The sequence below is a fragment of the Microbacterium sp. DWRC1-3 genome, from assembly GCF_049896645.1.
Classification (GTDB): Bacteria; Actinomycetota; Actinomycetes; order Actinomycetales; family Microbacteriaceae; genus Microbacterium; species Microbacterium maritypicum.
Genome location: NZ_JAFCUS010000001.1, coordinates 978,493 through 1,001,021 on the forward strand (window position 1 = coordinate 978,493; position 22,529 = coordinate 1,001,021).

Annotated in this window: 21 protein-coding genes; 10 read left to right on the plus strand and 11 right to left on the minus strand. The window is 68.3% G+C overall.

Going from position 1 to position 22,529, the window contains the following annotated elements:
• Nucleotides 1-29 precede the first annotated feature (29 nt).
• Nucleotides 30-3,767, plus strand: coding sequence for a multifunctional oxoglutarate decarboxylase/oxoglutarate dehydrogenase thiamine pyrophosphate-binding subunit/dihydrolipoyllysine-residue succinyltransferase subunit (locus ACP699_RS04730; RefSeq protein ID WP_426169596.1), 3,738 nt, complete (start codon nt 30-32; stop codon nt 3,765-3,767).
• On the opposite strand, the gene ACP699_RS04735 is transcribed toward ACP699_RS04730, so the two are convergent.
• Genes ACP699_RS04735 through ACP699_RS04745 form a run of 3 tightly spaced genes read right to left on the minus strand, consistent with a single transcriptional unit; the run spans nt 3,727 to nt 5,969 of the window.
• Nucleotides 3,727-5,031, minus strand: a complete 1,305-nt coding sequence (locus ACP699_RS04735; RefSeq protein ID WP_426169599.1) for a GNAT family N-acetyltransferase — start codon at nt 5,029-5,031, stop codon at nt 3,727-3,729. The genes ACP699_RS04730 and ACP699_RS04735 overlap by 41 nt on opposite strands.
• A gap of 33 nt (nt 5,032-5,064) precedes the next feature.
• Nucleotides 5,065-5,310, minus strand: coding sequence for a zf-HC2 domain-containing protein (locus tag ACP699_RS04740; RefSeq protein ID WP_017831083.1), 246 nt, complete (start codon nt 5,308-5,310; stop codon nt 5,065-5,067).
• Nucleotides 5,307-5,969 carry a sigma-70 family RNA polymerase sigma factor gene (locus ACP699_RS04745; protein ID WP_373695454.1) on the minus strand — a complete coding sequence of 221 codons (663 nt, stop codon included), beginning with the start codon at nt 5,967-5,969 and terminating at the stop codon, nt 5,307-5,309. Before ACP699_RS04745 ends, ACP699_RS04740 begins: the two co-directional genes overlap by 4 nt.
• A gap of 70 nt (nt 5,970-6,039) precedes the next feature.
• Between ACP699_RS04745 and aroA the strand changes: the two genes are divergently transcribed.
• The 3 genes from aroA to bcp are packed head-to-tail and all read left to right on the plus strand — an operon-like array spanning nt 6,040 to nt 8,912.
• Nucleotides 6,040-7,356: a 3-phosphoshikimate 1-carboxyvinyltransferase gene (gene aroA, locus ACP699_RS04750; protein ID WP_055869073.1), complete on the plus strand. Its 1,317-nt coding sequence runs from the start codon at nt 6,040-6,042 to the stop codon at nt 7,354-7,356.
• Between the two features lie 2 nt (nt 7,357-7,358).
• Nucleotides 7,359-8,429, plus strand: a complete 1,071-nt coding sequence (gene rsgA, locus ACP699_RS04755; RefSeq protein ID WP_055869074.1) for a ribosome small subunit-dependent GTPase A — start codon at nt 7,359-7,361, stop codon at nt 8,427-8,429.
• Between the two features lie 9 nt (nt 8,430-8,438).
• Nucleotides 8,439-8,912 carry a thioredoxin-dependent thiol peroxidase gene (gene bcp, locus ACP699_RS04760; RefSeq protein ID WP_055869075.1) on the plus strand — a complete coding sequence of 158 codons (474 nt, stop codon included), beginning with the start codon at nt 8,439-8,441 and terminating at the stop codon, nt 8,910-8,912.
• A gap of 55 nt (nt 8,913-8,967) precedes the next feature.
• Here bcp and ACP699_RS04765 read toward each other — a convergent pair whose 3' ends face one another.
• A complete protein-coding gene (locus ACP699_RS04765) occupies nt 8,968-9,354 on the minus strand; it encodes a hypothetical protein (protein ID WP_426169606.1) in 387 nt (128 codons plus the stop codon).
• 230 nt (nt 9,355-9,584) lie between these two features.
• Here ACP699_RS04765 and ACP699_RS04770 point away from each other — a divergent pair, with 230 nt between their 5' ends.
• Nucleotides 9,585-9,833: a WhiB family transcriptional regulator gene (locus tag ACP699_RS04770; RefSeq protein ID WP_017203224.1), complete on the plus strand. Its 249-nt coding sequence runs from the start codon at nt 9,585-9,587 to the stop codon at nt 9,831-9,833.
• Nucleotides 9,834-9,896: 63 nt separating this feature from the next.
• Here ACP699_RS04770 and ACP699_RS04775 read toward each other — a convergent pair whose 3' ends face one another.
• On the minus strand, nt 9,897-11,381 hold the full coding sequence (locus ACP699_RS04775; protein WP_055869076.1) for a sensor histidine kinase: 1,485 nt from the start codon (nt 11,379-11,381) through the stop codon (nt 9,897-9,899).
• Between the two features lie 24 nt (nt 11,382-11,405).
• Nucleotides 11,406-11,792: an Rv3235 family protein gene (locus ACP699_RS04780; protein WP_017831090.1), complete on the minus strand. Its 387-nt coding sequence runs from the start codon at nt 11,790-11,792 to the stop codon at nt 11,406-11,408.
• 129 nt (nt 11,793-11,921) lie between these two features.
• On the opposite strand from ACP699_RS04780, the gene ACP699_RS04785 reads away from it, so the two are divergent.
• Nucleotides 11,922-12,533 carry a hypothetical protein gene (locus ACP699_RS04785; protein ID WP_426169613.1) on the plus strand — a complete coding sequence of 204 codons (612 nt, stop codon included), beginning with the start codon at nt 11,922-11,924 and terminating at the stop codon, nt 12,531-12,533.
• On the opposite strand, the gene ACP699_RS04790 is transcribed toward ACP699_RS04785, so the two are convergent.
• Nucleotides 12,521-12,799 carry a helix-turn-helix domain-containing protein gene (locus ACP699_RS04790; RefSeq protein ID WP_017831092.1) on the minus strand — a complete coding sequence of 93 codons (279 nt, stop codon included), beginning with the start codon at nt 12,797-12,799 and terminating at the stop codon, nt 12,521-12,523. The genes ACP699_RS04785 and ACP699_RS04790 overlap by 13 nt on opposite strands.
• Nucleotides 12,800-12,896: 97 nt before the next feature.
• On the opposite strand from ACP699_RS04790, the gene ACP699_RS04795 reads away from it, so the two are divergent.
• Nucleotides 12,897-13,517 (plus strand): SAF domain-containing protein, encoded by a 621-nt coding sequence (locus tag ACP699_RS04795; RefSeq protein ID WP_127482563.1) that lies wholly within the window; start codon nt 12,897-12,899, stop codon nt 13,515-13,517.
• Nucleotides 13,514-14,755 (plus strand): AAA family ATPase, encoded by a 1,242-nt coding sequence (locus ACP699_RS04800; RefSeq protein WP_426169618.1) that lies wholly within the window; start codon nt 13,514-13,516, stop codon nt 14,753-14,755. Before ACP699_RS04795 ends, ACP699_RS04800 begins: the two co-directional genes overlap by 4 nt.
• Here ACP699_RS04800 and ACP699_RS04805 read toward each other — a convergent pair.
• Nucleotides 14,679-15,905: a pyridoxal phosphate-dependent aminotransferase gene (locus ACP699_RS04805; protein ID WP_017831095.1), complete on the minus strand. Its 1,227-nt coding sequence runs from the start codon at nt 15,903-15,905 to the stop codon at nt 14,679-14,681. The genes ACP699_RS04800 and ACP699_RS04805 overlap by 77 nt on opposite strands.
• 67 nt (nt 15,906-15,972) lie before the next feature.
• Nucleotides 15,973-18,774 (minus strand): preprotein translocase subunit SecA, encoded by a 2,802-nt coding sequence (gene secA / locus ACP699_RS04810; RefSeq protein WP_055869191.1) that lies wholly within the window; start codon nt 18,772-18,774, stop codon nt 15,973-15,975.
• Between the two features lie 189 nt (nt 18,775-18,963).
• Between secA and ACP699_RS04815 the strand changes: the two genes are divergently transcribed.
• Complete coding sequence (locus ACP699_RS04815; RefSeq protein WP_055872968.1) at nt 18,964-19,584, plus strand: PadR family transcriptional regulator; 621 nt, start codon at nt 18,964-18,966, stop codon at nt 19,582-19,584.
• A gap of 105 nt (nt 19,585-19,689) precedes the next feature.
• Complete coding sequence (locus ACP699_RS04820; protein ID WP_055869081.1) at nt 19,690-21,018, plus strand: hypothetical protein; 1,329 nt, start codon at nt 19,690-19,692, stop codon at nt 21,016-21,018.
• 74 nt (nt 21,019-21,092) lie between these two features.
• Here the strand turns inward: ACP699_RS04820 and hpf are convergent, their stop codons facing one another.
• Together hpf and ACP699_RS04830 are read right to left on the minus strand one after the other, a co-directional pair.
• On the minus strand, nt 21,093-21,749 hold the full coding sequence (hpf, locus tag ACP699_RS04825) for a ribosome hibernation-promoting factor, HPF/YfiA family (protein WP_055869082.1): 657 nt from the start codon (nt 21,747-21,749) through the stop codon (nt 21,093-21,095).
• Between the two features lie 132 nt (nt 21,750-21,881).
• On the minus strand, nt 21,882-22,529 hold the full coding sequence (locus ACP699_RS04830) for a ComF family protein (protein WP_151486160.1): 648 nt from the start codon (nt 22,527-22,529) through the stop codon (nt 21,882-21,884).

Here is a 22,529-nt window from a genome sequence, read left to right on the forward strand (position 1 = left end):
GCTTCAGCGATGAAAGAGGGCGATCGAGCGTGTCGAACCAGGTGACCGGCGTCAACGGCGACGGGGGGTTCGGAGCCAATTCCTGGCTCGTTGAAGAGCTCTACGAGCAGTTCAAGGTGAACCGCGACTCCGTCGACAAGGAGTGGTGGCCCATCCTGGAGAAATACCACTCCGAGACGGCGACCGCGGCTCCCGCAGCAGCGTCCGACGCACCGGCCCCGACGGCTCATCCCGTCACGGCGCCGATCCCCGTGATCGGCTCGCAGCCCGTCGCCCGCACGACGGCCAAGCCCGCCGCCGCAGCACCGATCCCGGCGCAGGCTCCGAAGCCCGCAGCGAAGTCCGAGTCGGCGGAGGCTCCGGCCGCCGTCGAAGAAGACAAAGTCACGCCCCTTCGCGGTCTGCCCAAGACACTCGCGGCGAACATGGACGAGTCGCTCACCGTCCCGACCGCCACCAGTGTGCGCACGGTGCCGGCGAAGCTGATGATCGACAACCGCATCGTCATCAACAACCACATGGCGCGCACCCGCGGCGGCAAGATCAGCTTCACCCACCTCATCGGCTGGGCGCTCATCCGCACGCTGGACGAGTTCCGCAGCCAGAACGTGTTCTACGCAGAGGTCGACGGCAAGCCCTCCGTGGTGGCGCCGGCGCATGTCAACCTCGGCATCGCGATCGACCTGCCCAAGCCCGACGGCACGCGCGCCCTCATGGTGCCCAGCATCAAGCGCGCCGACACGTTGACGTTCACCGAGTACCTCTCCGCCTACGAGGACCTGGTCACGCGCGCACGCGGCAACAAGCTGACCGCGGGCGACTTCCAGGGCACCACGGTGTCGCTCACCAACCCGGGCGGCATCGGCACCGTGCATTCGGTGCCGCGTCTGATGAAGGGCCAGGGCTGCATCATCGGCGCCGGCGCCCTCGAGTACCCGGCCGAGTTCCAGGGTGCGAGCGAGAAGACGCTCAACGAGCTGGCGATCGGCAAGACCATCACGCTCACCAGCACCTACGACCACCGCGTCATCCAGGGAGCGGGCTCCGGCGAGTTCCTCAAGAAGGTGCACGAGCTGCTCATCGGTCAGCGCGGCTTCTACGACGACATCTTCGCCGCTCTGCGCATCCCGTACGCCCCCATCCGCTGGAACCCCGACATCGCCGTCGACCTCGCCGAGCGCGTCGACAAGCAGTCGCGGGTGCAGGAGCTGATCAACTCCTTCCGCGTGCGCGGTCATCTGATGGCCGATATCGACCCGCTCGAGTACGTGCAGCGCTCGCACCCCGACCTCGAGATCGAGAGCCACGGTCTGACCTTCTGGGACCTCGACCGCGAATTCGTCACGGGCGGCTTCGGAGGACGGCGCATCGCGAAGCTCCGCGACATCCTCGGCGTGCTCCGCGACTCCTACTGCCGCACGCTCGGCATCGAGTACATGCACATCCAGGACCCGGAGCAGCGCCGCTGGTTCCAGGAGAAGGTCGAGGTCAAGTACCAGAAGCCCGGCCACGACGAGCAGCTGCGGGTCCTCCGCAAGCTCAACGAGGCCGAGGCCTTCGAGACCTTCCTGCAGACCAAGTTCGTCGGCCAGAAGCGCTTCTCGCTCGAGGGCGGCGAGTCGCTGATCCCGCTGCTCGACGAGATCCTGCAGGGCGCGGCCACCGCCGGGCTCGAGGGCGCCGCGATCGGCATGGCCCACCGCGGCCGCCTGAACGTGCTCACCAACATCGCAGGCAAGACGTACGGCCAGGTGTTCCGCGAGTTCGAGGGCACGCAGACGCCGGGCAACCAGCGCGGCTCCGGAGACGTGAAGTACCACCTCGGCACCGAGGGCACCTTCGTCGCCGACGACAAGTCCGAGCTTCCCGTCTACCTCGCCGCCAACCCCTCGCACCTCGAGACGGTCGACGGCGTGCTGGAGGGTATCGTCCGCGCCAAGCAGGACCGCAAGCCGATCGGCACGTTCGCCTGGCTGCCGATCCTCGTGCATGGCGACGCGGCCTTCGCAGGCCAGGGCGTCGTGGTCGAGACGCTGCAGATGTCGCAGCTGCGCGGCTACCGCACCGGCGGCACGATCCACGTGGTCGTGAACAACCAGGTCGGTTTCACCACGACGCCGAACGACGGTCGCACCTCGATCTACTCGACCGACGTCGCCAAGACGATCCAGGCGCCGGTGTTCCACGTGAACGGCGACGACCCCGAAGCGGTCATCCACGTCGCTCAGCTCGCTTTCGAGTACCGCGAGCGCTTCCACCGCGATGTCGTGATCGACCTGGTCTGCTACCGCCGACGCGGCCACAACGAGGGAGACGACCCCTCGATGACGCAGCCGCTGATGACCGATCTCATCCAGGCGAAGCGGTCCGTCCGCCGCCTGTACACCGAGTCGCTCGTCGGTCGTGGTGACATCACCGAGCAGGAGTACGACGAGGCCAAGGCCGACTTCCAGAACCGTCTGGAGATCGCCTTCGCCGAGACGCACGCCGCCGAGACCGGCGCTCTGCCGATCTCCCCGGAGCTGCCGCCTGTCGACGACCAGGTCGGCGCTCCGGAGATCACCGGTGTGCCGAACGAGGTCATCCAGATGATCGGCGACGCCTTCGTGAACAAGCCCGAGGGCTTCACGGTGCACCCCAAGATCCAGCAGCTGCTGGAGAAGCGCCTCGACATGAGCCGCAACGGCGGCATCGACTGGGGCTTCGGCGAGCTGCTCGCGTTCGGCTCTCTCCTCGTGGAAGGCACCCCGGTGCGTCTCGCCGGTCAGGATGCTCGTCGCGGGACGTTCGTGCAGCGCCACGCGACTCTGCACGACCGCGCGAACGGCCAGGAGTGGCTCCCGCTGTCGAACCTGTCCGACGCACAGGGCCGCTTCTTCGTCTACGACTCGCTGCTCAGCGAATACGCCGCTCTCGGCTTCGAGTACGGCTACTCGGTCGAGGCTCCTGAGGCCCTCGTGCTCTGGGAAGCGCAGTTCGGCGACTTCGTCAACGGCGCCCAGTCGGTCATCGACGAGTACATCTCCGCGGCCGAGCAGAAGTGGGGACAGCAGTCCAGCGTCACCCTACTGCTCCCCCACGGCTACGAGGGCCAGGGACCGGACCACTCGTCGGCGCGCATCGAGCGCTTCCTGCAGCTGTGCGCGCAGGACAACATGATCGTGTCGCGCCCGTCGACGCCCGCGTCGTACTTCCACCTGCTGCGCCGCCAGGCCTACGCCCGTCCGCGCAAGCCGCTGATCGTCTTCACTCCGAAGGCGATGCTGCGTCTGCGCGGCGCGACGAGCCCGGTCGAAGCGTTCACCCAGGGTCGGTTCGAGCCGGTCATCGACGACGACCGCGGTCTCGACCGCACGGCCGTCAAGCGCGTGCTCGTGCACTCGGGCAAGGTGCACTGGGATCTGCGGGCCGAGCTCGAGAAGAACCCGAATCCCGAGGTCGCCCTCGTCCGGCTCGAGCAGCTGTACCCGACGCCGATCGATGAGCTCAAGGCGATCACCGACTCCTACCCGAACGCCGAGCTGGTCTGGGTGCAGGAAGAGCCGGAGAACCAGGGCGCCTGGCCGTTCCTCGCGCTCGCCTTCGCCGACGTTCCCGGCGACCGATCGTTCCGCCCGGTCTCGCGCACGGCTTCGGCATCGCCGGCGACGGGATCCTCGAAGGTCCACGCCGCCGAGCAGGCAGCACTGATCCGCGCGGCCGTCACCCTCGTCTGTGCGGTGCGGATCAGTACCAGATGTCGAGAGACGGAGCGGGGAAAGAGATGAGCGCCCGGTCGAACGCCTCGACGGCCGCAGGGCTGGCCGTGATGCGTCCGGCACCGTGCAGTGTCGTGGCGCGGACTCCACCGGCATAGAGCGCCGAGAGCATCGAGACGTCGAGCGTGATGTCGGCCTCGGCGCCCTCGTCTGCGGCGTCGACTGTCGCGATGCCGTCGTCGTCCACGCGCAGGCGCCAGCCGCCGTTCGTGAAGCCCAGCGAGTCCTCGACCCGGAGGACCGTGTCGATCGGGGCCGAGTACCGACGTGCCGTCAGCGCCGTCGGGAGGTCGAGGATGCGCAGCCACCCGTGGTCGTGCACCTCCTGCTTCACCCCGCGGGTGTCGTGCACCAACCACGGCAGGGGGTCATCTATCGGGCGGAGGTCGGCGACCACCTCATCGACGAGGTCGTGCTGCAGGGCGAAGCGCCAGAGCGCGGCGCGCGCGTCAGCCGTCTCCGCGACGAGCAGACGCACGTCCATCCGGAAGCGGAAGGTGCCGGTCGCCTCACCCACGGTGTAGGCCATCACCCCGCGCAGCGCACCGTCCTCGTCGCGGTAGCGCACACCGCGGGCCTGGTCGCGATCCGGGGTGGGCGCGACTCCTGCGTACCCCTCCCATCGGCCTTCCCAGCCGGGGATCTGTCCCGATGCTCTGCCTCGGGCGCGCTCGTGCACCGCACCGAGGTCGGCGGCGAGCGTCTCGCGATCGATGTACTCGAGAGTGCCGGTCGGCGTCGGTCCGCTCCAGCCCGCACGTCGCGTGTCGACCGTGTGGCGCGCGACCGGAATCGCTGCACCGAAGCCGTAGCGGCCGTAGATCGTCGCCTCGGACACCGTGAGCCCGGCGATGGCCACTCCGGCGGATGCCGCAGCCCGCAGCTCCCCTTCGAGAAGCGCCCTGGCGATCCCGCGGCGGCGGTGGGTCGCCGCGACCGTGACCACGCTGATCGCCCACATCCCGATCTCGGCGCCGCCGGGGACGGTGAGGGGTGTGATCCAGCCGTCTATGGTCGCCACGGGCAGCGCAGCGGCCGGGGCGTTCTTCTCGTACACCCCGACGTTCCGCCGCTCCGCGAAGGTCTTTCGCACCTGGGCGAGCATGTCGCTCGTCGGCTCGGGGCCGAGGAATCCGCGGTCGACGGCACGCTCGAAACCCGAGGCGCTCGCGTCATCGCTCAGATCGACGACGCGGTAGTCGAGGCCGGCTCCGGCCAGTCTTTCCGTCGAGGTGGTGTCAGCGGGTACGTCGCGCGCATCGATGGAGGTCATCCGTCCACACTACCGACGGCCTCCGGCGTGCGGTCAGTGCTGCGAGGCCTGAACGGCGCGCAGACGCTCGAAGACCTGGTCGCGCAGCTGCTCGGGAGCGGTCTCCTTGCAGGCGCGGGCGATCACCTCGGTGAGGGTCGTGGCGACGAGAGCCTCATCCCGACATGACGGGCAGTTCTCGAGGTGCTCGCGGATCTCGGTGTGCTCGGTCTTGCACACCTCGTTGCGGAGGTACTCCTCCAGATCCTGACGGGCTTTGTCGCAGCCGCAGTCGCTCATTTCTTGCTCCTCGTCTCAGCCGCGGCGATGCCCCGCTCAGCGGCGTAATCTGCCAACAGCTCCCGCAGCATCCGCCTGCCACGGTGCAGGCGGCTCATCACGGTGCCGATGGGGGTCTTCATGATGTCGGCGATCTCCTGATACGCGAAACCTTCGACATCTGCGAGATAGACCGCGAGGCGGAAGTCCTCCGGCACGGCCTGCAGCGCATCCTTGACCACCGAGGCCGGCATCCGGTCGATGGCCTCCGCCTCGGCCGAACGGCTGTGCGACGCCGTGGTGGACTCGGCTCCGCCCAGCTGCCAGTCCTCGAGCTCGTCGATCGTGCCCTGGAAAGGCTCGCGCTGGCGCTTGCGGTAGATGTTGATGTACGTGTTGGTGAGGATCCGATAGAGCCACGCCTTGAGGTTCGTGCCCTGCGAGAACGTCGCCCAGGACCCGTAGGCCTTCACGAAGGTCTCCTGCACGAGATCGGCGGCATCCGCCGGGTTGCGCGTCATGCGCATCGCGGCGGCGTAGAGCTGATCCATGAAGGGGATCGCCTGCTCCTCGAACTCGCGCCGAGGGTCGCCGACGGTGTCTGCGGTTACGGTGTCATCCATCACCGGCCAGTCTAGGCCGCTGAGGTCGATCACCTCGCGCTCCAACGTCGCCGGCATACTCTCTCCTTCGGGTCGGGAGGCCTGTCTTTCGCGACGAAGCTCCCTGCGTTTACTAAGGTGAGAACCGATGAGCGCCAACAGGTATTCCCCCTCCCGTGTGCAGGGCGCCTATCCCGCGCCCACGACCGACGTGCCCGTGCACGCCGAACTCACGATCCCCGGTTCCAAATCGCTGACCAACCGCGAGCTGATGATCGCCGCGATCGCCGATGGACCGGGCCGGTTGATCGCCCCCTTGCACTCCGACGACTCCGCACGCATGGTCGACGCGCTGCGCGCCCTCGGCGTCGGCATCGAAGAGGTCGACGCCGGGAACGAGTTCGGACCCGACCTCGTCGTCACCCCCGCGAAGCTCAGCGGCGGCACCACGATCGACTGCGGTCAGGCCGGCACCGTCATGCGCTTCATCGCCCCGCTGGCGGGCCTCGCGGCGCACGACGTGCACCTCACGGCGCACGAGACGGCGCTGCATCGTCCGATGGGCGCGCTGATCAGCGCGCTGCGCGACCTCGGCGTCGACATCGACGACGAGGGCACGTGGGCTCTCCCCTTCACGATCCGCGGCCACGGGCGAATCCGCGGCGGACGCGTCGAGATCGACGCCTCCGCGTCGAGCCAGTTCGTCTCCGGTCTCCTGCTCGCCGCCCCCCGCTTCGACGTCGGCCTGCACCTCGTCCACACCGGCGAGCACCTGCCGAGCCTTCCGCACATCGACATGACGATCGAGGCTCTGAGCCGCCGCGGCATCCGCATCGAACGCCCCGCCGTCGGCGAATGGCTGGTCGAGGCGGGCGTTCCGCGGGCCAAGGAGATCGCGATCGAACCCGATCTCTCCAACGCCGCGCCGTTCCTCGCCGCCGCGCTGGTCACCGGCGGATCGGTGTCGATCACCGGCTGGCCCGCACATTCCACTCAGCCCGGCGCCCTGCTGCCCGAGATCCTGCAGGCCACGGGGGCGCACGTCGGCCGTCACGGCGGCACGCTCACCGTGCGCGCCGGTTCCGGCATCCGAGGCCTCGACCTCGACCTGTCCGCGGCGAGCGAGCTCACCCCGACGCTGGTCGGCCTCGCCGCCTTCGCGGAGTCTCCGACCACGATCCGCGGCATCGGACACATCCGCATGCATGAGACCGACCGGATCGCGGCGCTGATCGGCAACCTCCGCGCGCTCGGCGGCGAGGCCGAGGAGCTCTCCGACGGACTGCGCATCATCCCCCGGCCTCTGCACGGCGGAAGCTGGGCCGCACACCACGATCACCGGATGGCCACTACCGGAGCGCTCATCGGCCTGCGCGTCCCCGGCGTCGAGATCGACGACATCGGCACCACCGCGAAGACCCTCCCGGAGTTCACGATGCTCTGGGAGAGGATGCTGCGGGGCTGAGGGTGAGCTGGCTGGACGACGCCGACGACCTCGAAGACGACTTCGAGGACTTCGACGAGAGCAGCATCCGCACCCGTCCCAACCCGAAGGCGAATCGCCCCCGCACCAAACGGCGACCCGCGCACGAGGACGCGCAGGTGGGACGAGTGCTCGGCGTCGACCGCGGACGATACTCGGTCCTCCTCGGTGAGGGCACCGCCGAGGAGCGCATGATCACCACGACGCGCGCGCGCGAGCTGCGACGCATGCCCATCGTCACGGGCGATCAGGCACGGGTGGTGGGCGACACCTCGGGAGACGAGGGCACGCTCGCGCGCATCATCGGCATCGTCGATCGCACCTCTCTGCTGCGCCGCAGCGCCGACGACACCGATCAGGTCGAACGGGTGATCGTGGCGAACGCCGATCAGATGCTCGTCGTCGTCGCGGCCGCCGACCCGGAGCCCCGCGCGCGCCTCGTCGACCGTTACCTCGTCGCGGCACTGGATGCCGGCATCCGCCCGCTGCTCGTCGTCACCAAGACCGACATCGCCGATCCGACCGAGTTCCTGACGCACTTCGACGGCCTCGACCTGCGTGTGTTCACCAGTGCGCAGGACGAGATGCCCCTCGAGGAGATCGGCGACGCGCTGGTCGGACACTCCACGGTCTTCGTCGGACACTCCGGGGTGGGCAAGTCGACGCTCGTCAACGCCCTCGTGCCGTCGGCCTTGCGCGCCACCGGGCACGTGAACCAGGTCACCGGACGCGGTCGGCACACCTCGTCATCGACCGTGTCGCTGCGCTACGAGGGTGCGGACGGCACCGGCTGGGTGATCGACACCCCCGGCGTGCGCTCCTTCGGACTCGGACACGTCGATCCGGCGAACATCCTGGCCGCGTTCACCGAACTCGCCGCGATCGCCCAAGATTGTCCCCGGGGCTGCACCCATCTCGCCGATGCACCCGACTGCGCTCTGATCGAGGCCGCCGAGCGCGGAGAGCTGGGCGAGACCGGGCGTGCCCGACTCGATTCCCTGCAGCGTCTGCTGCAGACGTTCGCGGACAAGGCGGATCAGGCCCCCGGCCGTTAGGCTGGAGACGTGACCCAGCGCCTCGAACCAGGAACCGCAGCCCCCGACTTCTCCCTCCTCGACCAGGACGGGAACATCGTCCGTCTCGAGGATCTGCGCGGCCAGAAGACCGTGCTGTACTTCTACCCGGCGGCGATGACTCCCGGCTGCACCACCCAGGCGTGCGACTTCCGCGACAGCATCTCGTCCCTCCAGGGCGCCGGCTACCGCGTCATCGGGGTCTCACGCGACGAGCCCGCCACGCTGGCGAAGTTCCGCGAGCGCGATGGGCTGACCTTCCCGCTCCTCAGCGACCCTGACCACGCCGTCCACTCCGCCTACGGTGCGTGGGGCGAGAAGATGAACTACGGCAAGCTCGTCGAGGGGGTCATCCGCTCGACGTTCGTGCTCGACGAAGACGGCAAGATCGCTCTCGCGCAGTACAACGTGAAGGCCACGGGTCACGTGGCACGGCTGCGCAAGCAGCTCGGCATCGACGCCTGACCCGCAGCTGTCCGCGAGGTCAGCAGACCTCCCCGACGTCCGCAGCTCTCGGAGGTCACTCCGTCGCGCGCTGCGGACCTTCTCGACGTGCGCTCGAGATCAACAGCGCGAATCCGAGCAGTCCGGGAAGCCCGACCCCGAGGGTGAACGGCCACGAGATCGGCTGCAGCGTGAGAGAGGCGAGCGCGAGGGCTACGGCGAGTACCTGAAAGACCACTCCGCCTGATCGAGCCCACGACTTCCCGACCCGCGTGCCCACCGCGAAAGACACGAGGGCTGCGGCGCCGATCAGCGTGAGCACGATGAGCGCCAGGGCCGTCGGCAGGGATGCCGCATCGCCCGCCCCGAGACCGGCGAGTTCGACTACGGCGAAGACCAGGAGCGCCACTGCTTCGAGGGCGAGGATCGCCGCTGCCGCCAAGGCGATTCCGGGTGCGCGCACGGTGTCTCCCAAGGATCGAAAGAAGAGAAAACCCTTGATTTCATGGTTTTCATGTAACAGAATAGAGAAAGTCATGTGCTCCCACAGCGGCGTGGGGCGAGCATTCACGCTCGCATCACAATTCGCGGGCATTCCGTCCGCATCTCAACAGGGTAGCGGAACCCGAACTTCTACCCGAATCCGAGAGGTCGCATCGCGACATCTCTTGAAATCCACACCGAGGAGCCCCCATGGACTGGCGCGATAAGGCCGCCTGCCTGACTGTCGACCCCGAGCTTTTCTTCCCCGTGGGGAACACTGGCCCTGCCGTCGATCAGATCGAGAAGGCGAAGACGGTGTGCGCCACCTGCACCGTCACCGAGATCTGCCTGCAGTACGCCCTGGAGACCAGCCAGGACTCGGGCGTCTGGGGCGGGCTCTCCGAAGACGAGCGCCGCGCTCTCAAGCGTCGCGCCGCTCGCGCACGCCGCGCCTCCTGAACATCCGAAAGCGGCCTGAGATCGACTCTCAGGCCGCTTTCGTCTGTTCGGATGCGGCAGCTCTCACCTCTCGAGCCAGCGCAGGGGGATGTCGATGACCACTTCGGTGCCCTCGCCATCGCTCCCGTGCCACTCGATCGTTCCACCGAGCTCACCCTGGATGAGCGTGCGGATGATCTGAGTGCCGAGGCCCTGGCCGATGCGCCCTTCCGGCAGACCGAGACCGGTGTCCCGCACCGTCACGCGCAGATTGTCCTCGGTGCGCTTGGCGTCGATCGTGACGAAGCCCTCTTGACCTGCGAGACCGTGCTCGACCGCATTCGTCACGACCTCCGTCAGAGCGAGCGCGAGAGGTGTCGCGTACTCGCTCGGAAGAACTCCGAACCGTCCGGTGGACTGCGTCCGCGCGCGCGTGTTCGGAGCCGAGGCGACCTCGGCCACGAGCTTGAGCACGCGGTGGAAGACCTCGTCGAAGTCGACCTTCTGCGTCAGCCCCTGGGCGAGCGTGTCGTGCACCACGGCGATCGCATCCACGCGGCGCATGGCCTGTGTGAGGGCGTCGCGCGCCTCGTCTGAGTGGGTGCGTCGCGCCTGGATGCGCAGAAGCGAGGCGACCGTCTGCAGGTTGTTCTTCACCCGGTGGTGGATCTCGCGGATCGTCGCGTCCTTGGTGATGAGCTCCTGCTCCTGGTGGCGCAGTTCTGAGACGTCGCGGCACAGCACGATCGCCCCGATGCGGGTGCCGTGGTCCTTCAGCGGGATGGCACGCAAGGACACCGTCACACCGCGGGCTTCGATGTCGGTGCGCCAGGGAGCGCGCCCGGTGACCACCACGGGCAGCGACTCGTCGACCTGCCGGGACGGCGGGACGAGACGAGTGGTCACCTCGGCGAGAGACTCCCCCTCGAGCTCGTCGTCGAATCCCATCCGGTTGAAGGCGGAGAGCGCGTTCGGGCTGGCGAAGGTGGTGATCCCGTCGACATCGATGCGAATGAGACCATCGGAGGCCCGAGGCGCTCCCCGACGCGGTGACGTCGGAGCCGTGAGGTCGGGGAAGCTCCCGTCGGCGATCATGCGGAACAGGTCGTTCGCGCACTCGTCGAAGGTGATCTGCTGGCGAGACGGCGTGCGCACCTCGCCGAGGTTCGTGTGCCGGGTCACCACTCCGATCACGGTCGAGTGGGCGTCGGCACCGCGACCGACGCTCAGGATCGGCACGGCCCGCACGCGCGTCGGCGTCTCCTCGAACCAGTCGGGCGAGGAGGAGTCGACGATCTCGGCCGATTCGAAGGCTCCCTGGACCTGGGTGCGCCACTGGGGCCGCACCCGCTCTCCGACGATGTCGCGATAGAAGAGCGTCGCCGCGCCGCTGGGTCGCGCGTGCGCGACCGCGATGAACGAACCGTCGTCGGTCTGGATCCAGATCACGATGTCGGCGGAGGCGAGGTCCGCGAGGAGCTGTCCGTCCCCGGCGAGACGGTGGAGCCATTCGACATCGCTGTCGTTCAGGCGCCCCTGGGCATGGGCGAGATCACTGAGGGTTGACACCTGACCAGCCTACGGTCAGATGCCTCAGAGAATGGCCAGCGACGTCGCCCGCCAGCGACGATCGATCCCTTCCAGGCGCACGGCGACGGCGCGGGTGCGCCCAGGACCGGCCACCACGACGACGGCTTCGATCACGCCGTCGAGCGGCTCCGTGACCCTCAGCGCCCTGATCTCGAACGTGGGTCGGGCGGGAGCGACCCCGCGCGCGCTGCGTGCCCTCGAGGAGAGGTTCGCGCGCGTGACCAGACTTCGGAATGCGTCCTCACTGAACCACCTGGCGAGCTGATCGACCTCCCTGACACCGGCCAGCACCTCGAGGACGCCGTGCGTGAGGCTGCGCAGAAGCGGCACGGGGTCGGGAAGCTCGCTGGTCGATGTCGGCTGGGGTGCGAAGTACTCGTGCGGCGTCATGTCGAACTCTCGGTCGGGGAGGTCTGCGAGTGAGCAGTACAGCACCGTGCCGCCAGCGCCGGAGTGGGGTGAGGCGAAGAATGTGGATAACTCGTACGCGCCCGAGCGGGGTCGCCTACGCTCTGTCGGATGCACTGGGACCGACTGTTCGAAGACCTCGAAGGCCAGCTGACCGCGGAGTGGGAGGCGGAACGAGCGGTGCTGGACGCCGAGTCCGAACGGCTGCGCATCGCACGGTTGGACCTGCGCGCGCGGCTGCGGACGCTGTGCAGCGCAGGAGCGGACGTCACGATCGGTCTCGTGAACGGGCGACGGATTCCGGTCTCGTTGCAGACGCTCGGAGCGGACTGGGTCGCCGTCTCCACGCGCGGCACCGGCGAGGAACGCAGCGCACCCGCCGGCTTCTTCCTCCCCCTCGCGGCCGTCACCGGCATCACGACGGATCACGGCATGATCCTGGCGAGCCTCGACGAACCACCCACCGCAGATCCCCCGCTCCGAGAGCGGATGACCCTCGGATTCGTGCTGCGTGACCTCGCACGCCGTCGTGTGCCCGTGCACATCAGCACCCATGTGGGCGACGACGTCCACGGCACGATCGATCGAGCGGCGTCCGATCACCTCGATCTCGCCGTGCATGATCCGGGCGAAGCGCGCCTCGCCCGAGCGGTGCACGGGTTCCGCATCATCCCGTTCGCGTCACTCGTGGCCGTGCGTACTCCGGTCGATCAGGTGCCGTGAGCCGAAGAGGTGCCCCAGACCTCGGGGAAGCTCGCGGTCTGGGACTGGCGCCACAGCGCCATCCGCCGAGAGTTCTCCGATTCTTCGGCCAGGTACCCGTCGAGGCTGGACTCCTCCACTCGCCAACGAGGCGGTGATCCCAGCTGCGCTCCCCGCAGTCTTCCCTCCTGCACCAGGGCGACGACCTCGTCGACCCCGATGCTCAGCAGCTCCGCCACCTGCGAGGGGGCGAGGTAACGCGGTGCGCGAACAGGGAATGCAGGCATCCCCTCATTCTCGCCCACAGGTTCGCCGGATTCGGGTCCGCTCGTCCCTTGTGGATAACTCCGGGAGCCCCGCCGCCGTTTCTGTGACGATATCGCCATGGCTTCCTTCTCTGTTCCTCGGCGCGCGTTCTGGGGCGACGTCCGCTTCCTCGTGGGCATCGCGCTGGTGGCTCTCTCGATCGCCGGTGTCTGGCTCATCGTGTCGGCGTTCGACGACGCCGTTCCGACGCTCCAGGCCACCCGGACCATCACGCAGGGTGAGGTGCTGACGTCCGACGACTTCCAGGTCGTCGACGTCGGTCTGGGGTCGCTGGCCGACGACTACCTCGGCCCGGACGACGTCCCCACCGGCAGCATCGCGTCCCGCACTCTCGAGAGCGGAGAACTCGTTCCGTCCTCGGCTGTGACCGATGCCGACCGCAGCCGCTCCACCACGATCGTCATCCAGAGCAGCACCGGTATCCCGGAAGGAGTGGAGGCGGGCACGGTCGTGGAGGTCTGGCAGGCGCCGCCCCTCGACGAAGGACGCTCCTACGATGTCCCCCGCATCCTGGTCGCCGACGTGATCGTGCACGACGTGCTCGATGCGGAAGGCGTGCTCGCCGACACCGGAACCCAGCTCGAGATCGTGATCGATCGGGCCGATGTGGCCGACGTGCTCGCCGCCATCACGGGTGGGGCCGCCCTTTCCGTGGTGCCGGTCGGGGCCGGGTCGTGACCGGCGTCGTGGTGGCGATCCCTCAGCCACGGGCGGGTGAACTGGCGGCGGAGCTGGCGCTCGAAGGCATCGATGTCCTCGCGATCCTCTCCCCCACCGCCGTCATCGAGGTGCCGCCGGGCGCGGAGGCGATCATCGTCCCCGCCACCAGAGCGGTGCTGAGCGCCGACCTGATCTCCGCATGCGACCGTGCCGGGGTGCGCATCCTAGCGCTCGGCGGCGCAGACAGCCGCCTGCTGGGGCGTCTCGGGCTGTCGGAGGCCCTCCGCCCGGAAGCGGCAGGATGGGAGATCGCTGCCGCGCTGGCATCCGAGACAGACACCGTGCCACGCCCGCAGTCCGTCCTTCCGCATCGCGTGATCGCGGTCTGGGGACCGCACGGCGCTCCGGGGCGGTCGACCCTCGCCATCCAACTGGCCGTGGAACTCTCCCGCCGCGGACGCAGGACCGCGCTGGTCGACACCGACACGGTCGCGCCCGCGCTCGCCCTGCTTCTCGGTCTCAGCGACGACGCGCCCGGTGTCGCCGCAGCGTGCCGACGGGCGGAACGCGGTGCGCTCGACTCCGCCGAGCTGACAAGACTCGCCACGACGGTGGCCACGGGCGGCGGTGATATCGAGGTGCTGCCCGGTATCAATCGTCCCAGCCGCTGGCCCGAGCTGTCATCGACCCGCCTGCGGGCCACGCTCGTCGCCTGTCGCGAGTGGTCCGAGGAGACGGTCGTCGATGTGGCCGCTGCCTTCGACGCCGACGAGGAGGTCACGTACGACCTTGCCGGGCCCCGTCGCCACGCTGCGACCACTGCCTCGTTGAACGAGGCAGATCTGATCATCGCGGTCGCATCGGCCGACCCGCTCGGCATCAGCAGATTCGTACGTGAGCACGCCGAACTGCGGCGTCTCACCGCCCCCACGCCCGTCGTCGTCGTCGTCAATCAGGTGCGACCGGGCCCGCTCGGCATCGATGCGCGTGGTCAGGTGCGACGCACGCTCGAGAGGTTCGCGGGCATCACCGATGTCGTCTTCCTGCCGTTCGACCAGCGCGCAGCGGATGCCGCTCTGCTGCACGCCCGACCCATGACCGATGTCGCGCCCCGTTCGCCGTTCCTCGCAGCCGTGAGACGACTGGCGTCGACGCTCTTCCCGGCGGACGCCGCGTCAGCTACTGCCGATAGCTCGAGAGGAAGTTCCCCAGTCGTTCGACGGCTTCGCTCAGCACTCGGGGCTCGGGGAGCGTGACCAGGCGAAGGTGGTCAGGGGTGGCCCAGTTGAAGCCGGTGCCCTGGACCAGGAGGATGTGCTCCGAGACCAGCAGGTCGTAGACGAGCCGCGCATCGTCCCTGATCTCATGCACGTTCGGGTCGAGCCGTGGGAACGCGTACAACGCCCCCTGAGGCTTCACGCACGAGACGCCGGGGATCGACTCGAGACCTTCCCAGGCGATGTCCCGCTGCTCGTGCAGGCGCCCGGTCGGAGCGATGAGCGCCTCGATCGACTGCACGCCGGAGAGCGCCGCCTGCAGGGCGTGCTGGGCCGGGACGTTCGGGCAGAGTCGGGTCGACGCGAGCAGCGTGATCCCCTCGATGAACCCCTTGGCGTGGTCCTGCGGCCCTGTGATGACCATCCATCCCGAGCGGAATCCGGCCACGCGATACGTCTTGGACAGGCCGTTGAAGGTCAGGCAGAGCAGATCAGGGGCGAGAGTCGCCGTCGGGATGTGCACGGCGCCGTCGAACAGGATGCGGTCGTAGATCTCGTCGGAGAGCAGCAGCAGCTGGTGCTCTCGAGCGATCTGCACCAAGCCCTCGAGGATCTGGCGGGAGTACACCACTCCCGTGGGGTTGTTCGGGTTGATGATGACCAGCGCCTTGGTGCGCGGCGTGATCTTCGATCGGATGTCCTCGAGGTCGGGCTGCCACTGGTCATCCTCATCGCAGAGGTAGTGGACGGGAGTGCCGCCGGCGAGGCTGGTCATCGCCGTCCAGAGCGGGTAGTCCGGCGCCGGGATGAGGACCTCGTCGCCCTCGTCGAGCAGCGCCTGCATCGTCATCGTGATGAGCTCGGAGACACCGTTTCCGAGGTACACGTCGTCGGGGTCGAACCGCGGGAAGCCCTCGATCTCCTCGTACCGGCTCACCACGGCACGTCGAGCCGAGACGATGCCCTTGCTGTCGCTGTATCCGTGGGCCGTCGGCAGCGCGGCGAGCATGTCGCGCACGATCTGGTGCGGGGCGTCGAAGCCGAAGATCGCCGGGTTGCCGGTGTTCAGCTTGAGGATCTGATGCCCCTCCGCCTCCAAGCGCGCCGCCTCGACGAGGGCGTTTCCGCGAATCTCGTACAGGACGTTCTTGAGCTTCGACGACTGGTCGAAGTTGCGCGTTGGGGTCATCGACCAAGCCTACAGCGACGAGAGGAGGGCCAATCCACGCGGACTGGCCCTCCTCTGTGCGGAGAGACTACTTCTTCTTCTTGCCCTGGGCGCGCCGCTGCTCGCGGTTGCCGGCGGCGGGAGCCTCGGCCTCGGCGCGCTGCCCGAAGGCGCCACGCGGTGCTTCCTCAGCCTCGGCCTGCGGAGCCTGGGCACGAGCCGCCGCCTGACGGACGCGATCCGTCGCCGCCTGCTGGACCTGACCGCGATCGTTGCGGACCTCGACCTCACCCGCATCATTCGCCGCGGAGTACTCGAGGCGCTGCTCACCGCCGTCGGAGGCGAGCCCCTTGGCCTCGACCTCGGCTGTCTCCGAGTCACCGGCGCGACGCACCTCGACCTCGAGGTTGTAGAGGTAGCCGACCGACTCCTCCTTGATCTGGCCCATCATCGACTGGAACATGGCGTAGCCCTCACGCTGGTACTCGATGAGGGGGTCGCGCTGAGCCATCGCACGAAGGCCGATGCCGTCCTTGAGGTAGTCCATCTCGTAGAGGTGGTCGCGCCAGCGACGATCGAGCACCTGCAGCACGACACGACGCTCGAGCTCGCGCGTGGCGGCCTCGCCGAGAGACTCCTCACGCGTCTGGTAAGCGATCTTCGCGTCGGAGAGCAGCTCACGGGTGAGCCCGTCCGCATCGATGCCGCCCTTGCGGTCGGCGGCCTCGGCCACGACCTCGTCGATCGTCACGCCCACCGGGTAGAGCGTCTTGAGCTCGGTCCAGAGGGCATCGAAGTCCCAGCTCTCGTTGTGGCCCTCGCCGGTGTGGTCTCGCACGACGCCGCTGATGGCGTCCTCGATGAAGTGCTGCACACGATCGGCGATGTCATCGCCCTGGAGGATGTGCCGACGATCCGCGTAGATGGCCTCACGCTGGCGGTTCAGGACGTCGTCGTACTTCAGGACGTTCTTGCGCATCTCGGCGTTGCGGGACTCGACCTGCGACTGGGCGCTGCGGATCGCTCGGGAGACGAGCCCCGACTCGATCGGCACATCGTCCGGGAAGTTGGTGCGGGCGAGGATGGCCTCGGCCGCCCCCGACTGGAACAGACGCATCAGATCGTCGGTGAGGCTCAGGTAGAAGCGGCTCTCACCGGGGTCACCCTGACGGCCGGAACGACCGCGAAGCTGGTTGTCGATGCGGCGCGACTCGTGGCGCTCGGTGCCGAGCACGTAGAGACCGCCGGCCGCGATGACCTTCTCGGCCTCCTCCGCGACGACGCTCTTCATCGCCTCGTAGGTCTCGTCCCACGCGATCTCGTACTCCTCGGGCGTCTCCACGGGGTCGAGCCCCTTGCCCTTGAGCTCCTGGACCGCGAGGAACTCGGCGTTTCCGCCGAGCATGATGTCGGTTCCTCGTCCGGCCATGTTCGTGGCGACGGTGACTGCGCCCAGGCGGCCGGCGCGCGCGACGATCTCGGCCTCGCGCGCGTGGTTCTTCGCGTTGAGGACCTCGTGCTTGATGCCCTTCTTCGCGAGCAGGCGCGAGAGGTACTCGCTCTTCTCGACGCTGACCGTTCCGACCAGAACCGGCTGGCCCTCCGCGTGCCGCTCGGCGATGTCCTCGACGACCTGAGCGAACTTCGCGGTCTCGTTCTTGTAGACGAGGTCGGACTGGTCCTTGCGGATCATCGGCCGGTTGGTCGGGATCGGGATGACGCCGAGCTTGTACGTCGACATGAACTCGGCGGCCTCGGTCTCGGCCGTACCGGTCATGCCGGCGAGCTTGTCGTAGAGACGGAAGTAGTTCTGCAGGGTGACGGTGGCGAGGGTCTGGTTCTCTGCCTTGACCGGCACGCCCTCCTTCGCCTCGATCGCCTGGTGGATGCCCTCGTTGTAGCGGCGACCGACCAGGATGCGACCCGTGTGCTCGTCGACGATCATGACCTCGTCGTTCATCACGACGTAGTCGGTGTCCTTCTTGAACAACGCGAGTGCCTTGATCGAGTTGTTGAGGAACGAGATCAGGGGGGTGTTCGCCGACTCGTAGAGGTTGTCGATGCCGAGGTAGTCCTCGACCTTCTCGATACCGGGCTCGAGCACGCCGACGGTGCGCTTCTTCTCGTCGACCTCGTAGTCCACGCCGACCTCGAGGGTGCGGGCGATCTTGGCGAACTCGGCGAACCAGCGGTTGGCCTCGCCCGACGACGGGCCGGAGATGATGAGCGGGGTGCGGGCCTCGTCGATGAGGATCGAGTCGACCTCGTCGACGATCGCGAAGAAGTGCTCGCGCTGGACGAGGTCCTCCTTGCGCCACGCCATGTTGTCGCGCAGGTAGTCGAAGCCGAACTCGTTGTTCGTGCCGTAGGTGATGTCGGCGGCGTACTGCTCGCGACGCACCGCAGGCGTCTGACCGGAGACGATGATGCCCGTGGTCATGCCGAGAGCACGGAACACACGCCCCATGAGCTCTGCCTGGTAGCTGGCCAGGAAGTCGTTGACCGTGATGACGTGCACGCCCTTGCCGGCGATCGCGTTCAGATACGCGGGCAGCGTCGCGACGAGGGTCTTTCCCTCACCGGTCTTCATCTCGGCGATGTTGCCGAGGTGAAGGGCGGCACCACCCATGATCTGCACGTCGTAGGCACGCATGCCGAGGGTGCGCTTGGCGGCCTCTCGCACCGCGGCGAACGCCTCCGGCATCAGCTGATCGAGGGTCTCACCCTTCTCGAAGCGGGCGCGCAGCTCGACGGTCTCGTTGCGCAGCTCGTCGTCGGTGAGCTTGGAGATGTCCTCTTCCAGCGCTCCCACTGCCTTGACGACCTGATTCAGGCGGCGGATGACCCGCCCCTCGCCCGCACGCAGCAGCTTCTCAAGAGGATTGGCCACGGATGTCATCTCCCTGTCAGTGGGTAAATCGCCGGCCATCGGTGAACCCGACGCCAGGCATACTTCGCCATGTTACCGGGCCGTGACCTGCACGTCGCCTGCATGGTGGTCCCGCGCGTCGGTCCGGGGGTGCGACCGATAACCATATACTCGGTATCGCATTCCCACGCACGGTAACGGAGATGAACGATGTCAGTACGCCAGAGCCTGCTCGCCATCCTCGCGCAGGGGCCCTGCTACGGCTACCAGCTCCGACACGAGTTCGATCGCCGCACCGGCTCGATCTGGCCGCTGAACGTCGGGCAGATCTACAACACCCTCGAGCGTCTGGAACGCGACGGGCTGGTCTCGCGCGGGGACGCCGACGACCACGGTCATGTGTACTGGCAGATCACGGATGCGGGGCACACGGACGTCGAGAACTGGCTCTCCTCCCCCGTCGTGCGCTCCCAGGGCACCCGCGACGAACTGGCGATCAAACTGGCCGTCGCAGCGACCCTCCCCGGCGTCGACGCCGCAGCCACGATCGACGCGCAGCGATCGGCATCGATGCGACAGCTGGAAGCGCTCCAGCACGAGCGACAGGCGCGAGGAGACGGGGACGACCCCGAAGGACTCGCGTGGTCGCTGGTCGCCGACTCCATGATCTTCGCCGCGGAGGCCGAAGTCCGCTGGCTCGATCACGCGGCGCAGCGCCTCAGCGGGCATCCCCGCCATGCGCTGTCGCTCGAGCTCACCGCCGAACGCCCCAAGCGCGGGAGGCCGGCGAAGGCCAGAGCCCCGATCGCCGCGCCCGTGCCCGCCCTGTGACCGGCGTCGCCGACGTCTTCCGCACGCCGCGACGGGCGTGAGATCCCCGTTCGCCCCGAGCGGATGCTCAGCCACCACAGGCCCCGGGGAAACTAGGATCGGTTCATGGCTGGATTTTGGGGCAAACGCAAACGCGAACAGGAAGAACTCGCCGCACAGGACGCCGATCTGGCTCGCCGTGCCGAACAGGCCCTGGTCAGCGCCGACGAGCGGATCCGCACGACCTCGGACGAGCTCTCCTTCGCCGAAGCGGAACTCGGCGAGTCGCTCACCGGTGACCTGCGCAAGGCTCTCGCCGCGGTGCGCACCCACCTGCGCGAGGCGTTCCAGCTCCACCAGTTGAACCACGACGAGATCCCCGACACCGTCGAGGAGCTCCGTACCCGCAACGCCCGCATCCTCCAGCTCTGCGACTGGGCCCAGGACCTGCTCGACGAGAAGACGTCGGTCCTCGCCGAGTCGGTCGCCAAGGTTCGCCGCGCGCCCGAGATCATCGCGCAGGTACGGGCCGAGGCAGCCGCCCTCAGCGCTCGGATCCCGCAGACCAACGAGGCCGTCGCTCGGCTCTCGGCCCGATACTCCGATTCCGCCATGCACCAGATCACGGCCAGCGCGGCGGAGGCCGAGCAGCTCATCAGCTTCGCGACGCACAGCGCCGATGTCTCGGAGCGTCGTCGCGCGGCGAAGCAGAACGAGGAGGCGAACGTCGCCCTGGAGACGGCGACCGAAGCCACACGACGCGCGTCCGCGCTGCTCGATGCGGTGGAGGACTTCGAGATCGAGGCGCTGCGCGCCGAGTCCACCCTCGCCGAGGTCGTGGCCGACTCCCGTGGGGATCTCATCGCCGCTCGCACCGCGCCGAACGTACCCGCCGTCGCCCAGGCCGTCGCCGAGCTGCAGAGCGCCCTCGCAGCGCTCACGCCCTCCGGACAGCCGAACGACCCGTTCGCCGAGCTCTCCCAGCTGCGCGACGCCAACTCGGCGCTCGACGAGGCGATCGCCAAGGCACGTCATCGCGCGGACAACCCGCTGCCGAGCATCGCGCAGGTGCAGCACGCGATCGATGACGCCGACCGCCAGCTCGGCGTGGCCCGCGGCCTCATCTCCGGACACCGCGGATGGATCGGCGCAGACGCCCGCACCCGCCTCGCCGAGGCGGAGAGGCTTCGTGTGGATCTGTCGGATCTGCTGCCCGCCGAGGACACCCGCGAGGCGGCACTCGTGCAAGCCCGCCGGGTCGCTCACCTCGCATCCGAGGCACTCCAGCTCGCCCAGCGCGACATCGACTCCTCCCGCCCGCAGGACCAGGGCTGGGGCGGTGGCGGCGGCTGGGGCGGTGGCGGCGGACGACGCGGCGGTGGCGGCGGAGACCTCGCGTCCGGCATCCTCGGCGGTCTCGTGATCGGCAGTCTGCTCGACGGCATCTTCGACTGATTCCGACGCGTCTCGGCATCCGGACATCACGACGGCCCGATCCCTTCCGGGATCGGGCCGTCGTGCACTGCGGATCAGGAGGCGAGAGCCTCGGAGGGCGGAGCCTGAGTGCTCAACGCGATCACACCGTAATCCCAGCCCTTGCGGCGGTAGACGACGCTCGGGTGGTCGGTGCGCACATCCACGAAGAGGAAGAAGTCGTGTCCGACCAGTTCCATCCTGTCGACGGCTTCCTCAACGGTCATCCACTCCGCATCGAAGCTCTTCGTGCGGATGACGACGGGCGAGTATTCTTCCTCTTCGCTCTGCTGCACCGGCATGCTGCCGGTCGCCACCGCGTGGAGGATGTCGGCCGACGCCGGCTGGACGTCGATGCCCTCGAGCGATCCGCTTCCCTTCTCGAAGTGCGCGCCGCGAGGGTGCTGTCGTCCGTCGACTCGCTTCTCCTTGGCGCGACGCAGTTGCTCGGACATCTTGTCGACAGCGAGATCGAGGGCGACGAACTTGTCTCCGTCCGTCGCCTCTGCGCGAACGACCGGTCCCTTCCCGATCAGTGTCAGCTCGACGGTCTCGTCGGGGACACGACCGTTGCGATACACGCGATGGGTGACTTTCACATCCAGTCTCTGCGCGCGAGACGCGAGCATCTGGATCTTGGCGATCTTCTCTTCGACAACGGTTCGGAAGCGATCGGTGATACCCACTCCGACGCCAACGATGCTTGTTTCCATTGCTGCCTCCTTGTCCCGGTCCTCCCGGCCAAGGGCGGACCGTGGTCGCCTTGTGTCCCCCCACCGTAGTCCGCTGATCGGCGGATGTCACGGCCTGGTTCCCCTGTGTCGCCGGTGCATCCCCGATGAGGTTCATCCGAATCCGCTGCGACGCGGCGTGGCGGCGAGCGCGACCGCCGCCACCACACGGAATCCGGCTGATCTCAGGGCTCGCGACGCTTCATCCAGCGTCGCCCCGGTGGTGACGACGTCGTCGACGATCACCGCTTCGGCGCCCTCCCCCCTCCGACGCGCACGCAAGGCTCCGCGTACGTTCGCCTCTCGTGCCCGCACACCGAGATCACGTTGGTCGACCGTGCGGCTCGCGAGGGAGAGCAGCCGCTGCGGCTCGGACTGCGCTCGACGGATCAGGAGGTCGGGGACGCGATAGCCGCGCCGACGGAACGCGCTCCTGGTCGTCGGCACCGGCACGACCCACGTCGCCGCGCCCACCGAAGGCGCGAGCACCGTCGCCAGGGCCGCGCCGAGCGGACGGGCGAGGAGCGTCTCGCCCTCACCCTTGAGGCGACGGATGCACCGGGCCGCGACACCCTCGAACCGAAGGGCGGCCGTGACCTGCATCCCTCGAGGCGTCACCGCGATCTGCGGGGTCGGTGCGAGCGCCTCTCGGCATTGCGGGCACAGGAGTGTTCCCGGCTCATCACAGCCGGCACACGACGCTGCGAGGAGGAACGCGGCGATCTCCGCGCCGACGCCGAGCAGCTGGGGCTTCGTCCACAT

What these genes read in the sequence shown, in the direction of transcription:
- ACP699_RS04830 (WP_151486160.1), bottom strand. Translation starts at nt 22,529, where the DNA reads ATGTGGACGAAGCCCCAGCTGCTCGGCGTCGGCGCGGAGATCGCCGCG.
- ACP699_RS04790 (WP_017831092.1), bottom strand. Translation starts at nt 12,799, where the DNA reads ATGCCTGCATTCCCTGTTCGCGCACCGCGTTACCTCGCCCCCTCGCAG.
- ACP699_RS04785 (WP_426169613.1), top strand. Translation starts at nt 11,922, where the DNA reads ATGCACTGGGACCGACTGTTCGAAGACCTCGAAGGCCAGCTGACCGCG.
- ACP699_RS04740 (WP_017831083.1), bottom strand. Translation starts at nt 5,310, where the DNA reads ATGAGCGACTGCGGCTGCGACAAAGCCCGTCAGGATCTGGAGGAGTAC.
- ACP699_RS04805 (WP_017831095.1), bottom strand. Translation starts at nt 15,905, where the DNA reads ATGACCCCAACGCGCAACTTCGACCAGTCGTCGAAGCTCAAGAACGTC.
- ACP699_RS04770 (WP_017203224.1), top strand. Translation starts at nt 9,585, where the DNA reads ATGGACTGGCGCGATAAGGCCGCCTGCCTGACTGTCGACCCCGAGCTT.
- ACP699_RS04780 (WP_017831090.1), bottom strand. Translation starts at nt 11,792, where the DNA reads ATGACGCCGCACGAGTACTTCGCACCCCAGCCGACATCGACCAGCGAG.
- ACP699_RS04735 (WP_426169599.1), bottom strand. Translation starts at nt 5,031, where the DNA reads ATGACCTCCATCGATGCGCGCGACGTACCCGCTGACACCACCTCGACG.
- ACP699_RS04795 (WP_127482563.1), top strand. Translation starts at nt 12,897, where the DNA reads ATGGCTTCCTTCTCTGTTCCTCGGCGCGCGTTCTGGGGCGACGTCCGC.
- ACP699_RS04745 (WP_373695454.1), bottom strand. Translation starts at nt 5,969, where the DNA reads ATGCCGGCGACGTTGGAGCGCGAGGTGATCGACCTCAGCGGCCTAGAC.
- ACP699_RS04820 (WP_055869081.1), top strand. Translation starts at nt 19,690, where the DNA reads ATGGCTGGATTTTGGGGCAAACGCAAACGCGAACAGGAAGAACTCGCC.
- aroA (WP_055869073.1), top strand. Translation starts at nt 6,040, where the DNA reads ATGAGCGCCAACAGGTATTCCCCCTCCCGTGTGCAGGGCGCCTATCCC.
- hpf (WP_055869082.1), bottom strand. Translation starts at nt 21,749, where the DNA reads ATGGAAACAAGCATCGTTGGCGTCGGAGTGGGTATCACCGATCGCTTC.
- ACP699_RS04815 (WP_055872968.1), top strand. Translation starts at nt 18,964, where the DNA reads ATGTCAGTACGCCAGAGCCTGCTCGCCATCCTCGCGCAGGGGCCCTGC.